At 68.3% G+C, this 19,468-nt stretch carries 20 protein-coding genes; 8 read left to right on the forward strand and 12 right to left on the reverse strand.

Annotated elements, in window-relative coordinates; genetic code table 11:
• The first annotated feature begins 184 nt into the window (after window positions 1–184).
• From FIV50_RS14645 to FIV50_RS14655, 3 genes are all read left to right on the forward strand, one after another.
• Window positions 185–856 carry an IclR family transcriptional regulator gene (locus FIV50_RS14645; protein ID WP_140038063.1) on the forward strand — a complete coding sequence of 224 codons (672 nt, stop codon included), beginning with the start codon at window positions 185–187 and terminating at the stop codon, window positions 854–856.
• Window positions 857–956: 100 nt separating this feature from the next.
• Window positions 957–2,156, forward strand: coding sequence for an allantoate amidohydrolase (locus FIV50_RS14650; RefSeq protein WP_140038064.1), 1,200 nt, complete (start codon window positions 957–959; stop codon window positions 2,154–2,156).
• Window positions 2,153–3,457, forward strand: coding sequence for a formimidoylglutamate deiminase (locus FIV50_RS14655; protein WP_140038065.1), 1,305 nt, complete (start codon window positions 2,153–2,155; stop codon window positions 3,455–3,457). The genes FIV50_RS14650 and FIV50_RS14655 overlap by 4 nt, the downstream gene beginning before the upstream one ends.
• 42 nt (window positions 3,458–3,499) lie before the next feature.
• Here the strand turns inward: FIV50_RS14655 and FIV50_RS17710 are convergent, their stop codons facing one another.
• Window positions 3,500–3,637 (reverse strand): hypothetical protein, encoded by a 138-nt coding sequence (locus tag FIV50_RS17710; RefSeq protein ID WP_181164235.1) that lies wholly within the window; start codon window positions 3,635–3,637, stop codon window positions 3,500–3,502.
• Window positions 3,638–3,708: 71 nt separating this feature from the next.
• Between FIV50_RS17710 and FIV50_RS14660 the strand changes: the two genes are divergently transcribed.
• Entirely contained in the window at window positions 3,709–5,106 is a 1,398-nt protein-coding gene (locus tag FIV50_RS14660; protein ID WP_140038066.1) for an amidohydrolase family protein, read from the forward strand.
• Between the two features lie 91 nt (window positions 5,107–5,197).
• Here FIV50_RS14660 and FIV50_RS14665 read toward each other — a convergent pair whose 3' ends face one another.
• Together FIV50_RS14665 and FIV50_RS14670 are read right to left on the reverse strand one after the other, a co-directional pair.
• Complete coding sequence (locus FIV50_RS14665; protein WP_140038067.1) at window positions 5,198–5,443, reverse strand: Atu4866 domain-containing protein; 246 nt, start codon at window positions 5,441–5,443, stop codon at window positions 5,198–5,200.
• A 27-nt stretch (window positions 5,444–5,470) separates the two neighbouring features.
• A complete protein-coding gene (locus tag FIV50_RS14670) occupies window positions 5,471–6,214 on the reverse strand; it encodes an Atu4866 domain-containing protein (RefSeq protein WP_140038068.1) in 744 nt (247 codons plus the stop codon).
• Between the two features lie 186 nt (window positions 6,215–6,400).
• On the opposite strand from FIV50_RS14670, the gene FIV50_RS14675 reads away from it, so the two are divergent.
• Entirely contained in the window at window positions 6,401–7,258 is an 858-nt protein-coding gene (locus FIV50_RS14675; protein ID WP_140038069.1) for a helix-turn-helix domain-containing protein, read from the forward strand.
• A 56-nt stretch (window positions 7,259–7,314) separates the two neighbouring features.
• On the opposite strand, the gene FIV50_RS14680 is transcribed toward FIV50_RS14675, so the two are convergent.
• Both FIV50_RS14680 and FIV50_RS14685 read right to left on the reverse strand, forming a co-directional pair.
• On the reverse strand, window positions 7,315–7,758 hold the full coding sequence (locus FIV50_RS14680; protein WP_140038070.1) for a BLUF domain-containing protein: 444 nt from the start codon (window positions 7,756–7,758) through the stop codon (window positions 7,315–7,317).
• Entirely contained in the window at window positions 7,755–7,973 is a 219-nt protein-coding gene (locus tag FIV50_RS14685) for a hypothetical protein (RefSeq protein WP_140038071.1), read from the reverse strand. Before FIV50_RS14685 ends, FIV50_RS14680 begins: the two co-directional genes overlap by 4 nt.
• Window positions 7,974–8,090: 117 nt before the next feature.
• Here FIV50_RS14685 and FIV50_RS14690 point away from each other — a divergent pair, with 117 nt between their 5' ends.
• Window positions 8,091–8,531, forward strand: a complete 441-nt coding sequence (locus FIV50_RS14690; protein ID WP_140038072.1) for a hypothetical protein — start codon at window positions 8,091–8,093, stop codon at window positions 8,529–8,531.
• A gap of 39 nt (window positions 8,532–8,570) precedes the next feature.
• Window positions 8,571–8,888: an NIPSNAP family protein gene (locus tag FIV50_RS14695; RefSeq protein WP_140038073.1), complete on the forward strand. Its 318-nt coding sequence runs from the start codon at window positions 8,571–8,573 to the stop codon at window positions 8,886–8,888.
• Window positions 8,889–8,899: 11 nt separating this feature from the next.
• On the opposite strand, the gene glsA is transcribed toward FIV50_RS14695, so the two are convergent.
• Window positions 8,900–9,832, reverse strand: coding sequence for a glutaminase A (gene glsA, locus FIV50_RS14700; protein ID WP_140038074.1), 933 nt, complete (start codon window positions 9,830–9,832; stop codon window positions 8,900–8,902).
• Window positions 9,833–10,019: 187 nt separating this feature from the next.
• Between glsA and FIV50_RS14705 the strand changes: the two genes are divergently transcribed.
• Window positions 10,020–11,387 carry a D-alanyl-D-alanine carboxypeptidase family protein gene (locus tag FIV50_RS14705; protein WP_140038075.1) on the forward strand — a complete coding sequence of 456 codons (1,368 nt, stop codon included), beginning with the start codon at window positions 10,020–10,022 and terminating at the stop codon, window positions 11,385–11,387.
• 48 nt (window positions 11,388–11,435) lie between these two features.
• Here FIV50_RS14705 and FIV50_RS14710 read toward each other — a convergent pair whose 3' ends face one another.
• The 6 genes from FIV50_RS14710 to FIV50_RS14735 are packed head-to-tail and all read right to left on the reverse strand — an operon-like array spanning window position 11,436 to window position 19,301.
• Window positions 11,436–12,452 carry a sugar phosphate isomerase/epimerase family protein gene (locus FIV50_RS14710; protein ID WP_140038076.1) on the reverse strand — a complete coding sequence of 339 codons (1,017 nt, stop codon included), beginning with the start codon at window positions 12,450–12,452 and terminating at the stop codon, window positions 11,436–11,438.
• A gap of 34 nt (window positions 12,453–12,486) precedes the next feature.
• Window positions 12,487–14,760 carry a glycosyl hydrolase family 95 catalytic domain-containing protein gene (locus tag FIV50_RS14715; protein WP_181164236.1) on the reverse strand — a complete coding sequence of 758 codons (2,274 nt, stop codon included), beginning with the start codon at window positions 14,758–14,760 and terminating at the stop codon, window positions 12,487–12,489.
• A 56-nt stretch (window positions 14,761–14,816) separates the two neighbouring features.
• Window positions 14,817–15,989 (reverse strand): Gfo/Idh/MocA family protein, encoded by a 1,173-nt coding sequence (locus tag FIV50_RS14720; RefSeq protein WP_140038078.1) that lies wholly within the window; start codon window positions 15,987–15,989, stop codon window positions 14,817–14,819.
• On the reverse strand, window positions 15,986–17,530 hold the full coding sequence (locus FIV50_RS14725; protein WP_140038809.1) for an alpha-N-arabinofuranosidase: 1,545 nt from the start codon (window positions 17,528–17,530) through the stop codon (window positions 15,986–15,988). Before FIV50_RS14725 ends, FIV50_RS14720 begins: the two co-directional genes overlap by 4 nt.
• 2 nt (window positions 17,531–17,532) lie before the next feature.
• Window positions 17,533–18,621 (reverse strand): Gfo/Idh/MocA family protein, encoded by a 1,089-nt coding sequence (locus tag FIV50_RS14730; RefSeq protein ID WP_140038079.1) that lies wholly within the window; start codon window positions 18,619–18,621, stop codon window positions 17,533–17,535.
• Window positions 18,594–19,301 (reverse strand): ThuA domain-containing protein, encoded by a 708-nt coding sequence (locus FIV50_RS14735; RefSeq protein WP_140038080.1) that lies wholly within the window; start codon window positions 19,299–19,301, stop codon window positions 18,594–18,596. Before FIV50_RS14735 ends, FIV50_RS14730 begins: the two co-directional genes overlap by 28 nt.
• Window positions 19,302–19,468 lie beyond the last annotated feature (167 nt).

A 19,468-nucleotide genomic window follows, 5' to 3' on the forward strand; every position in this document is an offset into this window, starting at 1 on the left:
CGGGCTGCAGTCCTGACCCTGGCGACAAGGCAGTACCAGGGTCTATACCCCGAAATCGTAGGAATCTCGACTCGGCTATTCATTCCATTCAGTGGCACGTGTGTTTTACTAGATAGAAGCAGTTTGACCGGTCCGGGAGAGATGCGGAACCTCTCGTCAGCGTTGTCGGTTCAGGGAGGCTCTCATCAGCGAACAGTCCACGCGCACCGTAGAACGGGCGCTCTCGCTCCTCGCCAACGTGTGCGAGACGGGAAGCACCACCCTCGCGGATGCGTCCAGGGCGGTCGACCTCGCGCCGAGCACCGCGCTGCGGCTGCTTCGCACACTCGAGTCCAGCGGCTTCGTACGGCGCGACGACGAAGGCAGCTATCGTGCCGGCTCCCGACTGATGCAGCTCGGCGCGCGGGCTCTCGGTCACGAGTCCTTGATCGACGTGTGCCACGAAGAGATGGTCGGGCTCGAAGAGGCGACCGGCGAATCGGTCTACCTGAGCGTCGAGGGGCACGCGGCATCCGCCCTCTACATCAGCATCGTCGAGGGGTCCCACTCCGTCCGGCACTCGAACTGGGTCGGCCGCACAATCCCTCTCGAAGGGTCCGCGGCCGGACTCGTCCTCCGCGGCGAGACGCCCCCCGAAGGCTTCGTGGTCGTCGAGCGGGGCATCGAGCGCGACGTGACCGCCATCGCATCGCCCATCGCCGCGGGTGAACGCATCGTGGCCGTCATCAGCATCCTCGTGCCGAGTTACCGGATGACCGAGAAGTCGTCCCAGCAGTGCGGCGCGCTTCTCGCAGCAGCCGCCCGCCGCATGTCGGCCGGGCTCACCAACGGCACCGCCCTCCAGGAGCAGTCATGATCCGATTCGAGAACGTCACCAAGGTCTACGACGCCGACACCACAGCCGTCGACACCCTCACACGCCAGCGCGACCTCCGGGTTCCCCTGTGGGAGGGAGCGTGACCGAGTTCGATGCACTCCAGCTTCTCCGAGAGATAGAAGACATCGGCCGAGACGGGCGACGGGGCGGGTACTCGCGGCATGTGTTCGACGACGCCGAGCGCGACCTTCGCGACTGGTTCGTCGAACGCGCTCAGCGGCTCGGCCTGCGGGTCACCACCGACCGCAATGCCAATCTGTGGGCCTGGTGGGGAGAGCCGGGGCCCGATGCCTTCGTCACGGGCAGCCACCTCGATTCCGTGCCCGGTGGCGGCGCGCACGACGGCCCTCTCGGTGTCGTCAGTGCGCTGGCCGCCGTCGAGCGCCTCAAAGCCGGCGGATTCGTGCCGAGCCGCCCGTTCGCGGTGGTCGTGTTCGCCGAAGAGGAGGGTTCGCGGTTCGGCGTCGCGTGTCTGGGATCGCGCCTTCTCTCCGGCGCGATGACCCCCGACCGCCTGGCACAGCTGACGGATGCCTCGGGTCAGCGGTACATCGATGTCGCACGCGACGCATCGCTGCCCGAACCCGGCTACGACGCCGAGGCGCTCTCGCGCATCGGGATGTACGTCGAACTCCACGTCGAGCAGGGCAAGGGACTGGTCGACCTCGACAGCCCCGTCGCGGTCGGCTCGTCGATCCTCGAGCACGGCCGGTGGCGCATCGACGTGCGCGGCCAGGGCAATCACGCGGGCACCACCGAGATCTCCGATCGCCACGACCCGATGCTGCCGGCTGCGGCCGCAGTACTCGCCGCGCGGCGGGCCGCTCTCGTGCGTATCGGCTCGCGGGCGACGATCGGCCGTCTCGAGCCGATGCCCGGTGGCACCAACGTCATCGCGTCTCGGGTGTCGGCATGGATGGATGTCCGCGCCGATTCCGAAGCGGACACTCGCGACATCGTCGACGAGGTGCGGGCCGCGGTCATCGAAGCGGCCGCGGCTGAGGGCTGCGAGGCGTCCGTGATCGAAGAGTCCTACAGTGGCGAGGTCCTCTTCGACCCGCAGCTGCGCGACCGCATCGCCACGACCCTCGGCGGCGTTCCCGTCCTCCCCACCGGGGCCGGGCACGACGCGGGCGTCCTCGCGGCGCACGTGCCGACGGCGATGCTCTTCGTGCGCAACCCCTCCGGCGTCTCGCATGCTCCCGAGGAGGGCGCCGACGATGCGGCCGTGCAGGCCGGTGTCGACGCCCTCGTGCGGACCATCGAGGATCTGTCATGAGGGTCTGGGCTGATCGGCTCGTACGTGCGGGCACCGTCGAGCGCGGAGTCCTGTGGGAGACGGATGCCGCGGGGCTGGTCGTCTCAGAGGCCACCGGCACAGCGGCTCCGGCGGATGCCACGATCCTCGAGCTCGCGGCCCCCGGTTTCGCCGACGCGCACTCGCATGCCTTCCACAGGGCTCTTCGCGGGCGCACTCACGAGTCCGGGTCGTTCTGGACATGGCGAGAGCTCATGTACCGAGCGGCAGGGCGTCTCGATCCCACGACGTATCGGGAGTTCGCCGCAGCCGTGTTGTGCGAGATGGCCCTATCGGGATGGACGACCGTCGGAGAGTTCCACTACGTCCACCACCGCCCCGACGGCTCCCCCTACGGCGACCACGCGATGGAGATCGCCCTCGCCGACGCCGCGGTCGAAGCCGGCATCCGCCTGGTCCTGCTCGACACGTGCTATCTCGCGGGAGGCATCGGGGCACCGCTCACCCCGGAACAGGCGCGTTTCGGCGACCGAGATGCCGACGCGTGGCTCGCGCGATGGCACTCGTTGCGCGAAGCCCTGGCCGACAGGTCCGAACTCGTCACGCTCGGCGCGGCGCTCCACTCGGTGCGCGCGGTGCCCCGTGATGCCCTCGCCCACATCGCACGCGAACTGCCCGATGACGTACCGCTGCACATCCACCTGTCGGAGCAGCCTGCCGAGAACGCCGACTGCATCGCCGCGTACGGCCTGACCCCGACGGAGCTTCTCGCCGAAGAGGGAGTGCTCTCGCGGCGCCTCTCGGTCGTCCATGCGACTCACCTCACCGACAACGACATCCGCCTGCTCGGAGACGCAGGCGTGCACGCTGTGTTCTGTCCCACGACAGAGGCGGATCTCGGCGACGGCATCGGCCCGGCCGTCGAGCTGATCGCGGCGGGGGCCAGACTGGCGGTGGGCTCGGATCAGAATGCCGTCATCGACCCGCTGCTCGAGCTACGGGGCCTCGAGGCCGGCGAGCGGCTGCGCTCGCTGCGCCGCGGGCGCATCGCGCCGGCATCCCTCTGGCGCATCGGCTCAGCCGGTGGCTACGGTTCGCTCGGTCTCGCCGAGCCGGCGCGCGTGGGAGGTCCGCTCGACCTCGTCGAACTCGACCCGAGCTCGCTCCGCACGGCGGGCAGCAGGGCGGAACAGCTGCCGTTGACCGCGACCGGCGCAGACGTCACCCGCACGATCGTGGGTGGCCGCACCATCACGCACGACGAGAAGGCGGTCGCAGAGCGCCTGCACAGATGCATCGCCGAGCTGTTCGAGGAGAACTGATCGCCTGTCGCCGAGTGCGGGGCTCGCGCACGGTGTTCGCAATCATGCGGATGCTCCGTCGCGGCGGGCTCCCGCCGCGACGAGAAGCGCGCCGACGAGTGTGAGCGGGACCACGCAGCCCATGGCCGCCACGAGCCAGGCCGCACCGCTCCCGGGCACGCGCCGGTCTGGTTGAGTCACCGGTCCACGCGCAGGGTGAGAGAGGTCGGCGCACTCGCCGGCACCTCACTGACACTGAAAGCAGATCTGAAATGAACGTCACACTCGCCGACTTCACGGCGGCACGCGACGCTGATCGACCCATCCTCATCAGCGGAGCAGCCATCGTCACCATGGACCCGAACGTGCCCGATCTCGATACCGGCGACGTCCTGATCGTCGGGTCGCGCATCGTCGCCCTCGGTTCCGACCTGCGCGAAGATCCTCAGCACGCAGCCGATGCGCGCTCTGCTCTCGTGATCGATGCCCGCGGTGCGATCGTCAGCCCAGGGTTCGTCGACACCCACCGCCATGCCTGGGAGGCGCAGCTCCGTCGCAGCATTCCCGACGTGACCGACCTCGGTGCCTACGTCATGTCGACGCTCGCCGGAATCGCTCCGAGCTACACGCCCGAAGACATGCGTGTGGGCACCCGGCTCGCCGCTCTGACAGCCCTCGACTCCGGCATCACGACAATGCTCGACTTCTCTCACAACTCGCGCAGCGTCGCTCATTCCGACGCCGCGGTGAACGCGCTCATCGATTCCGGAATCCGCGGGGTGCACGCGTCCATGGGACCGCACTTCGGCGACTGGGAGAAGCAGTGGCCCGCCGATATGGGGCGCCTCGTGCGGGACTTCCACGGTGCCGCCGATGGACTCATCACCGTGCGGCTCGCGGCACTGTCGACAGACGAGATCGCCGGGCCCACGCTCGCGTTCGGGCCGGAGCTCGCCGCGCTCGCTCGTGAGCTGGGAGTGAGCACGAGCATCGACGCGGTCTTCGGCAGTTCGTCGTCCGAAGCGATCTTGCAGTGGGCCACGCAGGGCATCCTCGACCCGACGCTCACCCTGATCCACTCGACGGGACTCACCTCCACGGCGTGGGCGGCGATGGGCGACGCCGGGGTGACGGTGTCTCTGGCCCCGACGTCCGACGCGCAGATCGGCTTGGAAACGGCGATCCCCGCAATCGATGAGGCTCTCGCTGTCGGCATCCGGCCCGGACTGAGCATCGACGTCGAGGTGGCGCTCGCCAGTGACATGTTCACGCAGATGCGTGCCCTGCACGCGATCCAGCGGATGCGCGCAACATCGGCTTCATACGGCACAGACATCGTGCTGCCGCGAATCACCACCCGGGACGTCCTCGATTTCGCGACCCTGCAAGGGGCCCGCACAAACGGCCTCGGCGAGGTCACCGGCTCGCTCACTCCAGGCAAGCAGGCGGACCTGCTCATCGTCCGCGCGGACGACATCAACAACATGCCGCTCAACGACGCTGTGGGCACGCTCGTGCTCGGCTCGGACCCGCGCAACATCGAGACGGTGCTGGTTGCCGGGCACGCGCGGAAGTGGGCGGGCCGTCTCGTCGACGTGGACATCGAAGCCCTCCGCGAAGAGGTCGTTCGCTCGCGCGACGACATCACCGCACGGGTCGCCTCTCTCTGAGCGCGGCTCCGGAGAAGACCCCTTCGACACGAAAGGGAGCGGCCGTGGATCGAGACATCTCGATCCACGGCCGCTCCTTCCGTTGAGGGTGTCAGATACGACGCAGGATCATCCCGGCGTGATACAGGACACCGTCGACGAAGTCGCCGTCTGCCGTGAACCCTGTGTCGTCTACATAGTCGATGTGATCACCCGAGACGGTGTATCTGCCGGTGTAGGCGGACTCCCGACTCCCCCGCGCCTCGACGTAACGCCCGTCAGGCAGCAGCTCATGTCGAACGTGGGCATCGGCTGTGTGCCACATGCCTACGTAGGGGTGCGGCGCGGTCTCAGCCATGTCGGCTCTCCTTCATGATCTGCATCTTCAGCGACGAGTGAGTGTGTAGGGCCCGTGGTGCAGGACACCGTCGACGAACTCACCGAACGCCCAGAAGCCGAGATCATCGAGGTAGTCGATCCGGTCGCCGTCGATCCAGAAATTGCCCTGGTAGGCGTGCGGGCGACCGCCACGTGTCTCGTCGTAGCGTCCGTCAGCCGTCAGCTCCTGGTGCAGGAAGTCCGACTCGTCGATCCACATTCCCAGGTAGGGGCTGGTCGACGGAGCGACCTCTCCTGCGTGCGTCCGGTCCGGACGCGCCGGGGCGTTGACCGTCCGCTCGCCGTTCCAGAGCACGACCTTGCCGTCGATGACGACCGCCGCGACGGACTCGGGCTGCGCGAGCACCGTGGCGACTGCGGTGGAGGCATCGCGCGCCAGCTCCGAGTCGACGATCGCGAAGCTGCCCGTGTTGCCCGGCCACAGAGTGCCGACGTCAGATGAGCGGTCCTCGTTGAGGCCGAGCACGGTACGGGCGTCCATCACCATGGGCACGATCACCATGCCTGCGCAGTCGATGACAAGAGCGTTGTCGTCGCCCGCAGCCGTCACGATTCCCGGTCCGGTGCCGACGATGAAGCCCACGCCGAGCAGGATGTCGGCGTTTTCCATGTCGCCCACCTGCGAGTCGAACAGGTGGACGTGTGCACCGACGAACAGCAACGGCCGAAGGTACTCGGCCTGATTCTCGATGATGCTCTGCAGCAATTCGGGCGTGAATGCCTTGTTCATATTCCTCCTCGATCTCCGGAGTGGAGATCCTGAACTCCAGCCTGCGAAGCGGCTCGTGGCACAGACAGACCGCGACGCACCCTGGCAACACGCACTCTGGCTCGCGCCAGGCGCCGCGGCCGGACCCTGACAGCGGGGGTGCGCCACGCCCTGTCTGCGATGCCTCGCGGCAGGCAGACTGTCGGTATGGCGACCAACGAACTCGGGCTCTTCCTCGCCGCGCGGCGCGCGGGCATCAGCCCCGACGCTGCCGGCATCCATTGGAGTGGCGTCCGTCGCGTCCCCGGCCTTCGACGCGAAGAAGTCGCGATGCTCGCCGGGGTCAGTGTCGACTACTACGCACGGCTCGAACAGGGCCGAGAGAAGGGCCCGTCCCCTTCGGTGCTCAACGCGCTGAGTCGGGCCCTCGATTTGACGCCGGATGCGCGCGAGCATCTCTATCGGCTCGCCGGTGCCGCACCTGCCCCCGCTCCGACTCCCGCCATCGAGCACGTGGACTCGCCGCTGCTCCGCTTGATGGACGCGTGGCCCGACACACCCGCTTTCGTCCTCAACCGGCGCCTCGACATACTCGCGATGAACCCGCTCGCCGGTGCCCTCTACTCGGGGTTCGCGAACCCGCGAAACCTCGCCCGGATGGTCTTCGCAGAACCCGAGGGCCCTGCCTTCTTCCACGACTGGGATCGCTCCGCGCAAGGGAGCGTGGCCAACATCCGACTTGCCCTGGGCTACGACGCCCACGACCGTGCGACCTTGGCGCTGGTGGAGGAGCTGCGGGCGAGCAGTCCGCGTTTCTCCGCGCTGTGGGAGAAGAATGAGGCGCGAGGCAAGACCCACGATGCCAAGGTGTTCGTCCATCCCGTTGTCGGCCGTCTCACACTCGAATTCAACGCGTTCGACGTGCGTGGCGCGACGGGGCAGCAGCTGATCGTCTACCGGGCGGAACCCGGATCACCGAGTGACGACGCGCTCCGACTGCTCGCGACGCTCGCCGCGACTCGCGGGGCGACGACGGACGAGGTCGACGCGCGGATCAGCCGGTAGGAGAGCGAGGATCACGCGTGGGGTCCTCGGTGCGCTCAGGCATCGAGCGTTCGCGCCTACCGCGCGGCGGACTCCCGCACGCGGAACCACAGAGTGAGCTCCATGATCGCCCGCCCGATCATGTCGTGGTCTCCCACGCGGAGGTCGTCGAAGGAGTCGCGATAGCCGGACAGCAACTTCGGCTCGGCGGCGACGAGCGACTGATAGCCCATCGTCCACTCGGCGAAGCGCCGCTCGTGCAGCGGCTCCTCGATCAGCACACGCACGTCCTCGTGACGGGGATCTCGGCCGATGATCTCCATCAGGCTCTCCACGTCCGACCTGGTGCCCTCGAGGATCTGGACGAACTCACCGCCTCGGTAGAGCAGCATGCCGGTGATGTCACGGGCGCTGTTCCGGGCGCGGCTCACCGCGAGGAGGTCGGCGAGCTCCTGTTCGCTGAACGGGTGCGTCGCACTGCTGCAGTAGACGAGCGAGACGAGCGGGTTCTCCGCATTCATCCGGCATCCCCTTCCCGAGTCGTCACCGCGGCCATCGCGCGGTGGTGGTCTGCGAAGTCGCCGATGGAGCGCGAGACGGCATCGAACGCACGCCACATTCCATCCGCCTGACGGTCGACGTAGCCGAGGAACGACCCGTCCCGGCTGCCCACGTAGAAGCCGTCGGCCACGCTCGCCCACAGGGGTCGAGAGGCGAGCGGCGATTGATCACCCATGCCTTCAGCGTACCTTCGCGCTCAGGGGCGGGCTCGGCACGGGATCATCCTCGAGATGTACGCCGCTACCTCGCCCGCCCGATGTCGACGCGGCGCGCGTCGACCAGGCTGGAACGTATGAACGCACGAACGGCTTTCGCCGCCTCCGCCCTGGTCCTCCTGGGGCTGACATCTCTCGCCGGATGCTCCGCCTACGACAGCATCGTCCACAAGCAGGCCACCTCGACCTTCGACGACGTCGAGGCCTTCGACGACGGGGCCGAGGTCGATGCCGGCTGGATCCCGACCGATGCCACCGATATCACCGTGCGGACATCGACGCTCGAGAACGCCGCGGATGCCGTCGTCCTTCTCTCCAGCGCATCTGCGCTCGCCGACGACTGCACCGAGGTGGAGCGGCTCTCGGCGCCGACGTGGGTGCTCGATGACGCCCCCGATCCGTACAAAGCGAAGACGGTCTTCGCCTGCGGCGACTGGAGCGTCATGAGCACCGACAGCGGCTGGTTCGGCTGGACCCCGAACTCGGACGAGGAACGGAGCGCTGCGGATGCGGGCTGAGGATCGAGACGACGTTCACCCCCTGCGAGGATGAACGGCATGATCACGATTCACCTGCGCTACGAGATCGACCCCGACAAGCTCGACGACTTCACCGAGTACGGACGCGCGTGGATCCGACTGGTGGCGAAGCACGGAGGCACCCACCACGGCTACTTCATGCCGAGCGAGGGCGACAGCGACGAGGCGTTCGCGCTGTTCACGTTCCCCTCCCTGGCTGAGTACGAGATCTACCGCACAGCCTCGAAGACCGACCCCGAGTGCATCGAGGCGTTCGAACTGGCACGCACGACGCAGTGCATCCGTCGCTACGAGCGGCGCTTCCTCAGCCCCGTCTTCTCCGCCGACGCCGACTGAGGAGCATCCCCTCAGCCCGCTGCTGTTCCGAACGCGTGCAGGTCGAGCTCGACGCTCAGCGCATCGCACGCCGCTCTTCCGCGCACGCTCGTGCCGAGCTCGTCCAGCGGAGGGCTGACGACGGCCGCTCCGAGTCGCCCGGGCGCCGAGAGCACGATCGCGCCGGACACGCTCGACTTCGCCGGGATGCCGACCTCGCGCATCCATCGCCCGGAACCGTCGTACACCCCGCAGGTCGCCATGACCGAGACGACATCACGAGCCACGCTCTGCGGGACGACGCGCTCCCCCGACACCGGGTTCACTCCACCGCAGGCGAGAGTCGCGCCCATGACGGCGAGTGCCTCCGCGTCGACCAGCACGGCGCACGCCCGCGCATAGACGGCGACGGCATCGTCGGCGCTGACATGCAGGGTGCCCTCGGCCCGCATGAGGTGGGCGAGCGCGTGGTTGCGGTCACCGAGCAGATGCTCGTTCCGCGCGACGCTCTCATCGACCTCGAGACGCCGCCCGGCGAAGGCCGACAGCCCCCGAATGATCCGCTCGTCTCGCTCGTCCACGGCCCCTCCGTCGACGAGCGATGCCGTGAGCAGCGCCCCTGCGTTGACCATCGGGTTCGGCGGACGGCCGGTGCCGCTCTCGAGCTTGATCGCGTCGAACGCCTCCCCCGTCGGTTCGATACCGACGAGGTCCAGCGCCTCACCCCGGGTGTCGAGCAGTGCCAGAGCGAAGAGGAACGGCTTGACGGCCGACTGCACGCTGAACGACACCTCCGCCTGAGCACTGGTGCGGATCGTCCCATCCGGCAGCACCAGTGCCAGCGCGCACAGTTCGGCGTCGGCGTCGGCCAGTTCGGGGATGCTGTCATCCACCGCACCGCCCTGCTCCCGCATGACCCGCCGCCGGAGATCGTCGAGGTCGTAGCTGCGCGCGTCTGGTCTCATCCGTCCACAGTGACACGTGTCGTGCGGAAAGGAGAGAACGTTCGGCGGGGTTGACTTGCTGCAGAAGGCTCCGTCGGGATCGCATCCCTTGTCCCCCGAACGGCCGATACCGAAGGCTGCGGACATGCGCGAGGATGGCCTTTTCTGAAGATTGCAAGCGACAGGTGGGCGCGATGAGGGTCTCTCGATGACGGCGCCCGACCGGCCGGTGGATGAGCTGTCCGATTTCGCGGAGCTCATGGCGCACGAGCAGGAGTTCAGCGGCGATCGGATCGACCCAGCTGTGCGCAGAAGACGCCGGCGACGAGGGCTCCTCATCACCGCCGTCTGCCTCGTCGTGCTGCTGGCCGTGACCGGAGGCTACGTCGGGTGGGCACTCACGGCGCCGACGGATCCGCCGGCGGTGAGCACTCGCGCACCGCAGGTCCCGGTCGGCGACGCTGTTGCCGTGCCCACGCATACGGCCGCGGCATCAGCGATCAGCATCGCCGGCGCCGATGCCTATCTGGGTGAGGGGGCGAGCGGCACCTGGTCGGCGACGGGGACCGGCGAACCGCTCCCGATCGCGAGCATCACCAAGCTCATCACCGCCCTCGTCATCCTCGATGCGGCGCCGCTCACGTCTGCGGACGACCCCGGGCCGACCATCACGTTCGGTAAGGCCGATCATGATCTGTACGACGAGTACTACGTGCTGGGCGCGACCATCGCTCCGATGCCCACCGGCACCTCGATGTCGCTGCGCGATGCCCTCGCCGCGATGCTGATCCCCTCCGCGAGCAACTACGCCGAGGCGCTGTCGACGCGGATCTTCGGCTCGCAGAGTGCTTTCCTCGGCGCTACGCGCGACTGGCTCACGTCCCACGGGCTCAGCGGGACGACGATCACGGAGCCCACCGGTCTCAGTCCGCGCAACACGAGCACGCCCGCCGACCTGCTGGCCATCGCGAAGCTCGCCGCCGCGCATCCGGCGATCGCGAAGATCGTCGCGACCCCGGCGGTCTCGATTCCGGGCGCCGGCGCGCTGTACACCACCAACGACCTCCTCGGCACGGCCGGCATCACCGGACTGAAGACCGGGAACCTGGGCGAGGGCACCCACAACCTGCTGTACACGGCGACACTCGACGTCGGCGCGACCGATCCGCTCTCGGTCACAGGAGTCGTCCTCGGGGGATCGTCGTACGAGTCGGTGAACGCCATCGTGGTCGCCGCACTCGAGAGCATCCGCTCCGGTTTCCACCAGGTGCCCGTCGCGACCGAAGGTCAGGAGATCGGGTCCGTCTCGACGCCCTGGGAATCCACGGCCACGATCGTCATCGGCGAGAGCGCGTCGATCCTCACCTGGTCGGACACCCCGATCGAGATGACGATGGACATCGAGACCCCACCCGCGTACCGCGACGGCACGGTCGTGGGAAGCATCACCTGGACAGCCGGCCCCCACACCGTCACCGCTCCCGTGATGATCTCGGGGAGCATCGACCCGCCCGGCGAGTGGTGGCGGCTCACCCACCCGTCCGAACTCGAGTCGCCGCTGGATGCTGGCGACTGAGGCCGATCCGACACGGGGCGGTCCGCTCGCGGGAGCCGATCCGAGACCTCAGGCGCTCCCGTCGGTCTTGGTGGAGAAGGCCGAGTCGAATGCGGACTCCGGCGGGGTGATCGCGGCGAGCCTGCGTACGAATGCCAAGGCCTCGGGCGCGCCGTGCAGGCGATCCATGCCGGCGTCCTCCCACTCGACGCTCGTCGGGCCGGTGTAGCCGATCGCGTTCAGCGCCCGGAACAGCGGCTCCCACGTCACCGCGCCATGCCCGGTCGACACGAACGTCCATCCGCGACGCGGGTTCGCCCACGGCAGGTGCGAGCCGAGCACGCCGTTGCGGCCGTCGAGGTTCGCGATCGACTCCTTCACGTGCACATGGAAGATGTGCTCGGCGAAGTCGAGCACGAACGCCACCGAGTCCAGCTGCTGCCAGACGAAGTGCGACGGGTCGAAGTTGAACCCGAAGCTCTTCCTGTGCCCGATCGCATCGAGGGTGGCCTTCGCGGTCCAGTAGTCGTAGGCGATCTCGGACGGATGCACCTCGAGCGCGAATCGCACCCCGACCTCCTCGAACACGTCGAGGATCGGGTTCCACCGGTCGGCGAAGTCCTGGTATCCAGCCGCGATGAACCCATCGGACGCCGGCGGGAACATCGCCACCGCCTTCCAGATGCTCGACCCCGTGAAGCCGTTCACCGTCGACACACCCAGCTTCGCCGCGAAGCGCGCCGTGTCCTTCAGATCCTCTGCCGCCCGCCGACGTACACCCTCCGCGTCGCCGTCGCCCCACACCCGATCCGACAGGATGTCGCGGTGGCGCACGTCGATCGGGTCGTCGCACACCGCCTGCCCCGTGAGGTGGTTCGAGATCGCCCACACTTGCAACCCGTTGCACTCCAGGATGTCGCGACGCGACTGGACGTAGGCGTCGTCATCCCACCGGGAGACGTCGATGTGGTCTCCCCAGCAGGCGATCTCCAACCCGTCATACCCCCACTCCCCCGCCAGACGAGCGACCTCCTCGAACGGAAGATCCGCCCACTGACCGGTGAACAACGTGATCGGACGTGCCATGAACGACTCCTTCGTAGAAACTGGCGTTTTCGGTTCAGGACGCGGATGGCGCCCAGGTCAAAGTCAGGTGGTGGCGGGACTCGCGATGATCCAGCACGATGGTCCGCACCGGCTCCGAGTGCGCTGGGGAGATGACGGGCCTGGGCAGCCGCAGCTCGATCGGGCCGCTGCGCACCCAGGCGGACTCGGGGCTCCCGGCGAGCGTCACGGTGATACCCGTGGCGCTCCACGCCAGAAGTTCGACTGACAGCGCCGTCCGCGTCGTTAGTCCTGACACCGCACCCTCGGTCCAGGAGTCGGGGACGGCGGGGAGAAGCGTGATGGTGCGTCGCGACGACCCGATCAGCATTGCGGCGACGAGGGCGGGCAGCGCACCGCTCGCATCGACGTTGAAGATCGCACCGGAATCGTGCGTCGTCGACATTGCGGGGGTGAAGTGCAGCGCCGCGAGCCAGTGGAGGCAGCGCTCGGCGCTCGGCGCATCGCCCAGGGCCGCGGCCGCGAGTCCTAGCTGAGCGAGCCCGAATGCCATCTCGCCGTTGCCCGGGGGCGGGCCCGGATCCTCAGCGCGCCACGCGATCTTCTCCCGGATGAGACGCAGCGCCGCGGCCCGCAGATCCGTCGCCTCGAATGCCGGATCGATGTCGTACCAGAGGGGGTACAGCTCACTCGTGTGCCGGTGCGCGAGATGCGGCGGGAATGCGGGATCCCCCCACTCGGCCAGTCGCCCCTCATTGTCGATGCGGAAATGCGGCTCGACCGCGGGAAGTCGGATCGGCTCGACGCCGAGCGCCTCCGCCAGCACCCGGCCCGCTCGATCGGCGTCGCGCAGAACCGCGATGTCCATGGTCGCGTTCACGGCCAGCGGCGTCGACGCTCCCCCGGGTGTGTTCTCCGGCGAGTATGAGGGCGCGACAGGCCCGTGGTCGATCACGTCGCGCAAGAACAGAAGGACCCCCTCGATCAGCTCCCACTCGCGGTCGCCGATCAGGGTGCGATCTCCGGATGACAGGACCGCATCGGCCAGCATCCGCAGCACCCACCCGCCGCAGCTGATCCAGAACTGATGGGGAAAGCCGTCGGAGAAGTGGTTCGCGAGCCCGTGCGTGCTCATCCGGCTCGGCAGCATGGCCCCCTCGAAACCGAAGATGCGCGCGGCGTTGGTGCGGAAGTCGTCGAAATGCGGAACCAGCATCCGAGAGAGGGATGCCGCCAGTTCCGGCGTGCCCGTGGGCACCAACGACGCCATCCCGCCGTTCTGCACGTTGCCGTTCAGCGTGTAGTCGGCCGACCACGCCGGTGACCACGTCCCCTGCCAGACGCCCTGCAGAGTGGCAGGCAGCTCACCCGTCGCGCTGATGATGTTGGCGCGGCCCGCTGCGTAGGCGAGTTCGATCAGCGCTCGCATCGTGCGAGGGTCGCTCTCGGCGCCCTCGAGCAGCACCTCGGTAGGCACGTCCTCGGACACCCCCGACGAGAGGTCGAGCCGGGAGGCGGACTGCAACGCCGCCGTATTCCCGAGCGCGAGCGTCTCGGGGTCGGCGTCGCCCAAGCGCAGATCGATCTCGAACTCCGTCCACGTCGAACCGTCGAGACCGGCCGTGAACTCGACGGAGCCGTCGTCTACGACCTGCACCTCTCCTGTCGATGCCCGCACGGTCGTCGTCAGGGTGATGGCACGGTCGCCTCCGGCACCCGCGCTCACGGCGAGTGCCGCCTCGTTCGACGACACCACCTCCACCCTTCGGTGCACGGCGCCCGCGTAGCTCGCGGCGCCCGGGATGTCAGCGTTCCTGTCGTCAGTCACGCCGAGCCTGAGGCGCGCCTCTCCTGGCACGCCCGACCTCACCGCGATCCGGGCTCGCCTTGCCCCTCGCGGCACCACGAGGCGCACCTCGCGGCGGATGCCGTCCTCCCGCCATACGGTCGTGATCTCCCCCGTCGTCAGGTCACGCCGCCGCCGGTACGCCGCGACCTGCGCACTGCCAGAAGCATCGATGGTCAGCCGCAGCTCGGCGCCCGGCGCGAGCGGATCCGTCCAGATCATCTGCGAGAAGTCTGCAGAGCCCGCCGTCTCCGCGACGATCGCGGCCGCATCATCGGCCTCGTGAGCCAGAAGCGCGGCGCGGACCCGTGGCATCGCCTCAGCGAACAGGGGCGGAGGCGTGCGCGCGTTGACCGGAAGGAAGAAGTGCTCGTGCGTCAGCGAGATGACGTGCTCCTGCGGCCCGCCCCAGAGCACCGCGCCCACCCGGCCGCTGCCGGCGAGCATCCCGAGATCCCACGTCGGCGCGCAGCTGTCGCTCACGAATCGCGTTCGGTCCTGCATACAGTTCCCTTCCGACGCCGGCGATCAGATGCACGTCACCGGACGCGGGTGAATCGGCCCTCGTCGCCCGCGCTCTCCTCGACCGCAGCGAGTACCCGCTGCACCTGATACGCGTCGGCGAACGTGGGCTCTTCCGGCGCACCGTCGATGGATCGGGCGAAGTCGACGATCTGGTGCGTGAACGTGTGCTCGTAGCCGATGCCGTGCCCCGTGGGCCACCATGCCTCGGCGTACGGGTGCGCGGGATCAGTGGCCTGGATGGTGCGGAACCCGCGACGATCGTCGGCGTCGTCCTCGCTGTAGAACTCGAGTTCGTTCATCCGCTCGAAGTCGAACGCCACCGAGCCTCGGTCTCCGTTGATCTCGATGCGGTTCGCATTGCGGTGGCCGAGCGCCATCCGCGTCGCCTCGAACACCCCGAGCGCGCCGCCGCTGAATCCGGCGATGAACGCCGCCGCGTCATCGACGTCGACCGGAAGCCGCTCGGCGTCGAGATCGCCCCGGCCTCCGAGACCCACCTCGGCACTGCGTCGTGGGCGCGAGGTCACGAACGTGCGCAGATGCGCCGACACGCCCTCGATCTGCTGACCCGTCAGCCACTGCGCGGTGTCGATGCTGTGCGCGCCGATGTCACCGAGGGCACCCGAACCCGCTGATGCGCGGTCGAGACGCCAGGTGTGCGAAGCATCCGCGGCGCTCAGCCAGTCCTGCAGGTACTGCGCGCGCACGTGCCGGATGGTGCCGAGCGCGCCCTCCGAGATGAGTCGCCGGGCTGAGGCGAGCGCGGGGGTACGCCGATAGCTGTAGCCGCACATCGCGACGAGGCCGCGGCGTGCCGCGGCCTCTGCGGCGGCCACCATGTCGGCGGCGTCTGCCGGATCGTTCGCGAGCGGCTTCTCGCAGAGGACGTGCTTGCCTGACCCGAGAGCCGCGACTGCGATCTGCGCGTGGGTGTCTCCCGGGGTGCAGATGTCGATCACATCGATGTCGTCTCGTTCGATGATCGTTCGCCAGTCTCCCGACCAGCTGTCCCAGCCCCAATCATGCGCCGCCTTGCGGCCTCGCTCCTCGTCGCGCGACACCAGCACAGAGAGTCGTGGTTCGCGTGGCAGGTCGAAGAAACGCGGTGCGGTGCGCCACGCGTGGGAATGCGCCCGCGCCATGAACCCCGCGCCGATCACGGCCACACGCAGCGGGTTCCTCGTCATCGCGTCACGTCCCCTCTGTCGGACTCGGGCTCCAGTGCGAGCTCGACGGTCGCGAACGAATGCGGCGGCATGGTGATCGTCAGGATCCCGTCGCGCAGCGTCGCATCGAGTCCACGCGGGGCTACGCGGTCGGGTGCCTCTGCATCGTTACAGGCAGACGCGTCGTCACCGGTGAGCACGCGAGCCCTGGTAATCTTCGCGTCTCGTCCGCGAAGGTCGATGCTGACGGCGCAGTCGGCGTCGATCGCGAGGTGGCTGAGCGAGATCAGTGCCGTGTCGTCGCGCGTCGACGCCGACATCGAGACCAGCGGAAGATCGCCGCCGCGCACGCGCAGCGTCGGTGTGTCGCGCACGGAGGTGTGCAGCTGCAGCGCATCCTGGTGCCGCTTGTTCATCTCGAACACGTGGTAGGTCGGCGTGAGGACGAGCCGGTCACCGTCGGTGAGGACCATCGCCTGCAGCACGTTGACGGTCTGCGCGATGTTCGCCATCGATATGCGCCGGGCGTAGCGGTGGAAGACGTCGAAGTGGATCCCTGCGACCAGGGCGTCGCGCACCGTGTTCTGCTGGAAGAGGAATCCGGGGTTCGTGCCCTCTTCGACGTTCCACCAGGTGCCCCACTCGTCGCACACCAGTGAGACGCGATTGTCGGGGTCATATGAGTCCATCACCGCCACGTGGCCGCGCACGATGCGCTCGACGTCGGCAGCATGGGCCATCGTGTCGTAGTACTGCGCACCGCTGAAGGGCGCCGCATCCTCGGTGTTGATGCCCGACCCGGAGTGCGTGTAGTAGTGGAACGAGATCGCCTGGTACGGCAGGTTCCCGTAGAGAGTGCAGCCGTGGCACTCCATGAGCGACTTCATCAGAACGCGAGTCCAGTCGAGGTCGTCCTCGTTGGCGCCAGCCGCGATGCGGGTGAGGCGGTTCTCGCCGTGGTTGTGCGCGAACGTCGCGTAGCGCCTCGCCTCCTCGGCGTAGTGGGCCGCCGACATGTTGCCACCGCATCCCCACGCCTCGTTCCCGAGCCCCCAGAACGGCACCTTCCATGGCTCGTCTCGACCGTTCTCCCGCCGCAGCCTGGCCATCGGGCTGTCGTCGCCGCGGGTGAGGTATTCCACCCAGTCGGCCATCTCCTGCACCGTGCCGCTGCCGATGTTGCCATTGACGTACGCGTCGGCGCCGAGCAGGTCGCACAGGTCCATGAACTCGTGGGTGCCGAAGTGGTTGTTCTCGACTACGTCTCCCCAGTTGGTGTTGGCGATTCGAGGCCGCAGCTCACGTGGACCGATGCCGTCTCGCCAGTGATAGGTGTCGGCGAAGCATCCGCCCGGCCAGCGGAGGTTGGGGATGTCGAGGGCCTTCAGGGCTTCGACGATGTCGAGCCGGATGCCGCGCACGTTCGGGATCTCGGAGTCCTCCCCGACCCAGAAGCCGTCATAGATGCAGCGACCCAGGTGCTCGGCGAAGTGCCCGTATATGTGCCGGTTGATGCGATCCCCGGTCACATCGAGATCGATGATCGCGTGGGCGGTGGTAATGGTCAACGCTTCCTCCAGGAGTTCTCGGGGGTGAAGGGGATGAGCGCCGGCCGCTCGGGAGCTGTGGTCAGCTCGATGCGACGACCGCTGCGCGCGGACTCGGTCAGCGCCGTCATGACCTCGAGCACGTGCAGCGCGATGTCGCCGCGCGCGCTCCCCGCGCCGGTCGCCAGGCGATCGAGAATGCCGATCCCGCGTCCGGCGTTCTCATACCCGGCGCGCTCGGTCACCGGCGTCCATGCACTCTCGCCCGGTCGACGCAGCCGCACGGCTCCCTCGAACAGGTTCGGGTCGGGTACCGAGAGGGTTCCCGTCTCGCCATGGATCTCGAGCGGAGCAGCATCCGTCGCCGCCCCGTCGAAGCTGAACGTGACGGTCGACACCGCTCCGCCGACGTGCTCGAGGATGCCGCTCACATGCGTGTCGATCTCGACCGGGATGCTCTCGCCGGCCCGGGGCCCAGATCCGATGATGCGCTCGTGCCGCGGCCGGGACGTCACCCCGGAGGCCCGGGCGACGGGGCCCATCAGATGGAACAGCGTCGTGAGGTAGTACGGGCCCATGTCGAAGAGCGGACCGCCGCCGTCGCGGTAGTAGAAGTCGGGGTGCGGATGCCATGCTTCGTGGCCTGACGACACCCAGGTCGCCACCGCGGCGACGGGGCGGCCGATGCTCCCGGCATCCACCGCGGCCCGAGCGGTCTGCACACCGGTGCCGAGCACGGTGTCGGGGGCGCAGCCCACCCAGGCCGACCCAGCCGCCTCGACCACGCGCCGGGCGTCGTGGAGCGTGGCCGCGAGCGGCTTCTCTCCGAACACGCCCTTGCCCCCGGCGAGGGCGGCGAGCGCCACGTCGGCGTGAGCGGCCGGGATCGTGAGGTTGATCACGGTGTCGACCGACGCGTCCGTGACGAGATCCTCGACGCTGAGCGCGCGGCATCCGCGATACCGCGCGGCGACCGACTCGGCCCTCGCCATGTCGAGATCGGCCGTCGCGACGATGCTCACATCGGGATGCGCTCCGAGCGTGTCGAGGTATTGCGTCGAGATGACGCCGAGACCCACTATTCCGATGCCGTGCGGCTGGCCCACAGCATTCCCCTCTCGATGATCGTGCGGACGCTCGTGTCTCGGAGGACCACGAGGCTGTGCCCCGGTGTGGCGACGAAGACCCGGCCCTGTCCCCACTCCCGCGTCCAGACGGCGGGCGAAGTGATCGGCCGGTGCCAGGGGTGGAACGGCTGCACGGGATGGGTGGTCGTGGCGAGCACGTCATTCAGGTCGTCCGTGAGCACCCAGTACTGCTCGGTGCGCAGGGTGAAGTCCTCGATGCCCGCCATGATCTCGTGCCCGCGTCCGAGATCGGTGACGTCGACGGTGTAGCAGAGGAAGTTGTCGGCCTCGCCGCCCTCCCGCTCGTCGGGGTGCTTGCCCGGGTGGGTCGCGAACTGGCCGCCGATGAGCTGCAGATAGTCGGAGCTGCTCCGGTAGGAGTCGGCGATACCGCCGTGCCATCCGGCGAGACCCGTTCCGCGCTCGACCGCACCGCGCAGGCCTTTCAACGCGGCGTCCGAGATCTCCGACATGGTGACGCTCTGCACGATCAGGTCCGTACGATCCATCTCCTCGCGGTCGGCGTAGATCTCGTTGGAGTCCTCGACTCGCACATCGAAGCCCTTGTCAGCGAGGAACGGGACGAACATGTCGGTGGACTCGACTGGGCGATGGCCGTCCCATCCCCCACGCACCACGAGTGCTCTGCGCGCGCTCATGACCGCGCACCTCGCAGGGGACCCGGTCGGGCCGGGCATCCCTCGGATCCGCGCGCGATCAGCGCTGTCGGCAGCGTCGTCTTCATCGACTCGTCCCTCCGCATTGACGGGCATGTGTGCAACGTCCGCCACCATGCCATCGACCCGTGGCGGAACGCACCCATTTT

It is taken from the genome of Microbacterium foliorum (assembly GCF_006385575.1).
Taxonomy (GTDB): Bacteria; Actinomycetota; Actinomycetes; order Actinomycetales; family Microbacteriaceae; genus Microbacterium; species Microbacterium foliorum_B.